At 71.7% G+C, this 5,275-nt stretch carries 6 protein-coding genes and 1 pseudogene; 6 read left to right on the top strand and 1 reads right to left on the bottom strand.

The annotated features are described in order from the left end of the window. From AB0M20_RS26000 to AB0M20_RS25980, 5 genes are all read left to right on the top strand, one after another. Positions 1–496 (top strand): PfkB family carbohydrate kinase (locus AB0M20_RS26000; protein ID WP_364302448.1); only part of this gene is annotated, 496 nt, incomplete at its 5' end. A 12-nt stretch (positions 497–508) separates the two neighbouring features. Then, positions 509–1,357 carry a class II fructose-bisphosphate aldolase gene (locus AB0M20_RS25995; protein ID WP_364302446.1) on the top strand — a complete coding sequence of 283 codons (849 nt, stop codon included), beginning with the start codon at positions 509–511 and terminating at the stop codon, positions 1,355–1,357. A gap of 54 nt (positions 1,358–1,411) precedes the next feature. Then, on the top strand, positions 1,412–2,395 hold the full coding sequence (locus AB0M20_RS25990; RefSeq protein ID WP_364302444.1) for a trypsin-like serine protease: 984 nt from the start codon (positions 1,412–1,414) through the stop codon (positions 2,393–2,395). Between the two features lie 129 nt (positions 2,396–2,524). Beyond that, positions 2,525–3,136, top strand: coding sequence for a DUF3455 domain-containing protein (locus AB0M20_RS25985; protein ID WP_364302441.1), 612 nt, complete (start codon positions 2,525–2,527; stop codon positions 3,134–3,136). Between the two features lie 65 nt (positions 3,137–3,201). After that, a complete protein-coding gene (locus tag AB0M20_RS25980; RefSeq protein WP_364302439.1) occupies positions 3,202–3,891 on the top strand; it encodes a type II CAAX endopeptidase family protein in 690 nt (229 codons plus the stop codon). Between the two features lie 12 nt (positions 3,892–3,903). Here the strand turns inward: AB0M20_RS25980 and AB0M20_RS25975 are convergent, their stop codons facing one another. Then, complete coding sequence (locus AB0M20_RS25975) at positions 3,904–4,740, bottom strand: siderophore-interacting protein (protein ID WP_364302437.1); 837 nt, start codon at positions 4,738–4,740, stop codon at positions 3,904–3,906. 110 nt (positions 4,741–4,850) lie between these two features. On the opposite strand from AB0M20_RS25975, the pseudogene AB0M20_RS25970 reads away from it, so the two are divergent. Continuing rightward, positions 4,851–5,275 (top strand): annotated as a pseudogene (locus tag AB0M20_RS25970) (hypothetical protein); the annotation flags it as partial.

The following is a 5,275-nucleotide window of genomic DNA, read 5'->3' as shown; positions in this document are numbered from 1 at the left end:
GCCGCCCGGTGTGCCGGTCGAGGGGTACGCGACGCTGATCGCAGCCGCCGCCGACGCGCGCGTGCCGGCCGTCCTGGACACCAGCGGCGACCCGCTCCGACTCGGGCTGGCCGCGCGCCCCGATCTGGTCAAGCCCAACGCGACCGAGCTGACGGACGTGCACGGCGAGGCGGAGCTCGACGAGCGCGCCGGCGCCGACCGGCTCCTGCGGCTGGGGGCGCGAGCGGTCGTGCTCTCCCGCGGCGAGCGCGGGCTGCTGGCGGTCACGCCCGACGGCGTGTGGGAGGTGCCGCCGCCGGAGACGGTGAGCGGCAACCCGACCGGCGCCGGGGACGCCTGCGTTGCCGCCCTGGCCCGCGGGCTGGCCTCGCGTACCCCCTGGGCGGAGCTGCTGGCCGATGCCGCCGCACTGTCCGCCGCGGCCGTCGCCGCACCTACCGCCGGCTCTTTCGACCGCGACGCCTATCGGCGCTGGTCCGCCACCCCTCAGATCTAGGAGGCACCGCCCATGCTCACCCCCACCGGCGAGATCGTCGCCGCGGCGCAGGCCGCCGGCGAGGCGGCGGGCGCCTTCAACGTCATCACCGTCGAGCACGCCGAGGCCATCGTCACCGGCGCCGAGTCCGCCGGCCGCCCGGTCATCTTGCAGATCAGCCAGAACGCGGTGAAGTTCCACGGCGGGCGGCTGGCGCCGATCGCGGCCGCCGCCCGGGCCGTCGCCGCATCGTCGGCCGTCGCGGTCGGCCTGCACCTCGACCACGTCGAGGACGACGAGCTGCTCGACCAGGCGGCGGACAACGGTTTCGGCTCGGCGATGTACGACGGCTCGAAGCTGACCTATGCCGAGAACGTGGCGGCCACCCGGGACGCGGTGCGGCGACTGCGGGCGCGGGGGCTGTGGGTGGAGAGCGAGCTGGGCGAGGTCGGCGGCAAGGACGGCGCGCACGCGCCCGGGGTGCGTACCGACCCGGACGAGGCGGCGGCCTTCGTCGCGGACACCGGCGTCGACGCGCTCGCCGTGGCGGTCGGATCGTCCCACGCGATGCATACCCGCACCGCCAAGCTGGACCACGAGCTGATCGCCCGGCTGCACGCCGCGGTGCCGGTGCCGCTGGTGCTGCACGGGTCATCGGGCGTGCCGGACGACGAGCTGGCCGGCGCGATCCGGGCCGGCATGGCGAAGATCAACATTGGTACGGCTCTCAACACCGCGTTCACGGTGGCGGTCCGCGAGGTGCTGAGCGGCGACGCCGACCTGGTCGACCCGCGGAAGTACCTGAAGCCCGCCCGGTCGGCGATGGCCACGACGGTGGCGACGATGCTGGGCGTGCTGAGCGGCACGGCCGTTTCCGGCTGATTACCCGACGAACCTGGGTGGCAATTTGTTGCACCCATCGGTCACTATTCCCGGGTGCGACGCAAGGGAGCGGTACCACTCTCGTTGGCCGCCTGCTTACTGGCAGTGGTCGGCGGCGCGAATCCCGCTCAGGCAATCGCTCACGGTGAAGCCGCGGACGACGGCGCGTACCCGTTCTCGGTCAAGCTGACGATGACCGATCTGCCCACTCCCGGCGGTGGCCGCCGCGACAGCTCATGCTCCGGCGGACTCATCGCGCCGCAATGGGTCCTGACCGCCGGCCACTGTTTCAAAGACGTTCAAGGAAGACGAGTGTCGAAACCGGTGGCGCGAAAGACCACCGCCACGATCGGACGGGCAGATCTGAGGGGCACGGAAGGGCACGTTCTGACCGTCGTGTCGGTAAAGCAGGCGAAAACCACGGACGTCGCGCTCGCCAAATTGAGCAAGCCCGTCACCGACATCACGCCCATGCGCTTGAACCGGTCGAAGCCGAAAGTCGGGCAGACCGTACGGCTCACCGGTTACGGCCTGACCGACGGCGACGACAGCAGGTCCCCCACCCGCATGCAGGTCGGCCAGTTCACCGTCACCTCGGTGAGCAGGACGCTGCTGGGCATGTCCGGCCGGTCGCCACGGTCGGACACCAGCCCGTGCCCGCACGACTCCGGCGGCCCGTATTTCAGCACGGCGAAAAACGGCGACGTGGTGGTGTTCGGCGTGGTCAGCGGCGGTCCGACCTGCCCACACACGGGTGCCGACCGCAGCGGCCGGGTCGACACCGTGGCGTCCTGGATCCTCGGCGTCATCGGCACGGACGGCCCGCGGCCGAAGTCCTCCACAGCACCGTCCACAGTGGCGCCCGCGCCGCCGGCCGAGCAACGACCGTTCGTGGCGCGGCCGCAGTCGTCCTCCGCACCGGCGCCCTACGGGCTGGTGCTCCCGGTGGCCGGATTGATCGGCGGCACCGCCTTGATAGCACTGCTGATGTCGCGACGCAATCGTCGGCCGGACCGATTCCGGCATCGTCGGCATTGAATTTCCGGATCGAAACTTACTGACCATTAACATCGTAATGAGCAAAGAAATATTCACTCACCGCCGTTGATCCGGTGTGGACGGCAGCTCGTACCACCGTGCGGATTCACCAAACGGAGGAGTACAAGCATGTCCAAGCGCACTCACGTCCGCGCCCTGGCCGCGATCGGCGGCGCAGCCGTGGTCGCCGCCCTCGGCGCGGTCACCGTCAACGCGTCGGCCGCCGAGACCTCGAGCAACGCCGCGGGCGCGGAGTCCGGGAGACTGGCCGCCGCCGGCGTCCAGAACGTGCGGCGGCCCGCCGAGTCCCTCATCCCGGCCAACATCAGGCCGCCGGCCGGTTCGAAGCTGATCGGCGCGGAGATCGTCAGCTCGGGCACCCAGACCTACACCTGCACCGCCGCCGGCACGTACGTCGGCACGGCGTCGGTCCCGGAGGCGACGCTCGTCGGCACGCTCGGTTTCGTGCACCACTTCGGCGGCCCGAGCTGGCAGGCGAAGGCGCCCTTCGACCGGTCCGAGTCGAAGGTCACCGCCAAGAGGGTGGACGGCGTTGACAAGGCCGGCACGATCCCGTGGCTGCTGCTGAAGGTCGACACAGCGACGGGTACGGGCCCGCTGTCGAAGACCACGCACATCCAGCGCCTGGCGACGTCGGGCGGCGTCGCACCCACCGCCCCCTGCACCGAGGGACAGAAGGTCGCTGTCCCCTACGGCGCGATCTACGTCTTCTGGGCCTGACCTCTTCTTCCGCCCAGGGCGTGCTCCCGCCCGCCCTGGGTAGAGGATGAGGTGTGCCGCCATGGATGCGCGCCATCCTGGCGCCGTCGCTGATCGACCGGGTCGACCGCGACCACCAGCAGCCGGACCATGAGTTCCTCCGGCGCCGCTGGGTGGTCGCCGTCGTCCTGACGGTCGGCGCCGTCCTGCTCGGGATCTCGCTCTCCATCCGCCCGGGCGACCCCGCCTTCTACCCCCTCACCCTGGCCGTCGCCCTGACCTGGGTGATCGGCGCGCTGCTCTCCGGCCCGCTGCACCTGGGATGGATGCAGTTCCGCGGCGGCCTGCGCCGCCCGATCATCACCCCGCTGATCACCGGCCTGGTCACCGGCGGCGTCTTCGTCGTCGGCTCCCTGGTGGTCCGCGAGATCGGGCCGCTGCGCGACTCGGTGAACGACGTTCTCGCCCACGCCCGATACGGCGAGACCTGGGCGATCCTCGCGGTCGCACTGCTCAACGGCGTGGCCGAGGAGCTGTTCTTCCGCGGGGCCCTCTTCGCCGCGATCGGCCGCAGGCACGCGGTGCTGATCTCGACCGTCGTCTACGCCGCCGCCACGATCGTCACCCTCAACGCGATGCTGGTCTTCGCGGCGGCCCTGCTCGGCCTGGTGCTCGGCCTGCAGCGGCGAACGACCGGCGGCGTGCTGGCCCCGATCCTGACCCACGTCACCTGGTCGACGATCATGCTCTTCGCCCTGCCCGCCCTGATCAGGTGAGAGCCGGCCCGGCTACGCCCGTGCCTGCTCCTGCTCCTGCTCGACCTGCTGGTTCCACTCCCGCTTGCTCGACTGCCAGCCGTCCTCGCTCAGACCGCGCCGCCAGTACCCCGAGATGGACAGCTGATCGAGCGGGATCTTGCGGTCGACCCGGAGGTAGCCGCGCAGATCCTTCACGAAGGCCGCCTCGCCGTGCACGAACGCGTGCAGCCGCCCCTCGGGGAACTCCAGGCTCCGCACGGCCGCGACCAGCGCCTCACCCACCCGGCGATCGCCGCGGTGCAGCCAGGTGACCTCCGCGTCCGCAGCGGTCTCCAGCTTCTGCTCCTCGGCCGGGCTCTCGACCTCGATGAAAGCGTGCACCCGGGCGCCCGCCGGCATGCCCTCGAGGGCGGCGCCGATCGCCGGCAGCGCGCTCTCGTCACCGGCCACCAGGTGCCAGTCCGCCGCCGGATCCGGCACGTACCCGCCGCCCGGACCGATGAACCGGAACACGTCACCGGGCTGGGCCGCGGCCGCCCACGGGCCGGCGATCCCGGCGTCGCCGTGCACCACGAAGTCGATCCACAGCTCGGGCGCCTCCGGCACCCACTTGCGGATCGTGTACGTCCGCACGACCGGCCACTGGTCCCGCGGCATCGACTCGCGGATCGCACCCATGTCGAACGGATCCGGATACGTCACCCCCAGCTGGGGAAACAGCACCTTCACGTAGTGGTCGGTGAACTCGCCGCAGGCCAGACCGGCCAGGCCGGCGCCGCCGACCACCACCCGGACCATGTGCGGCGTGAGCTGCTCGACCCGCGTGACCACCCCGGTGGTCGCCGCTCGCGCCCGCCTGTCCGCCATGACACCACGTCCTGTCCTCGTCGCCCGATCGTCGGGTAAGGCTACCCTTACCCGGGCGATTCGCTCAGGTGGCGTTGCCCACCGCCGATCAGAGCCCGGTGCGACGAGGAGTGACGGGTCCGGCGGGGGCGGTCGCCCTCTGCCTGCTGCCCGGTGCGCCCGTCGCCCTGCTGAGCGGCGCCCCGGCGGCGGTGTTCGCCCTGCTGGCGAGCACGCTGCTCGCCCTCGGTGGTGCCGTGAGCTGCGCGATCGCGGCGCGGCGAGGCGCCGGCCACGCGCGTGCCGGGTGGGCGCTGCTCGCGCTCGCATGCCTGTCCTGGGGTACGGGCAACGCGTACTGGTCGCACAACGAGCTGATCCGGCACGCCGAGGTGCTCTTCCCGTCCCTGGCCGACATCGGCTTCATCCTCTTCCCGCTGGCGGCCGGCGCCGGGCTGCTGCTCATCCCGGGCCGCTCCGAGCAGCTGTCGCGGTTCACCGCGCTGCTCGACGGGCTCATCGTCGTCACGGCGCTGTTCATCGGCTCGTGGGGGCT

The sequence above is a fragment of the Actinoplanes sp. NPDC051633 genome (assembly GCF_040681735.1).
Classification (GTDB): domain Bacteria; phylum Actinomycetota; class Actinomycetes; order Mycobacteriales; family Micromonosporaceae; genus Actinoplanes.
The sequence above is the reverse complement of the archived record's forward strand: the minus strand, read 5'-3'. Positions and strand labels throughout refer to the sequence as shown.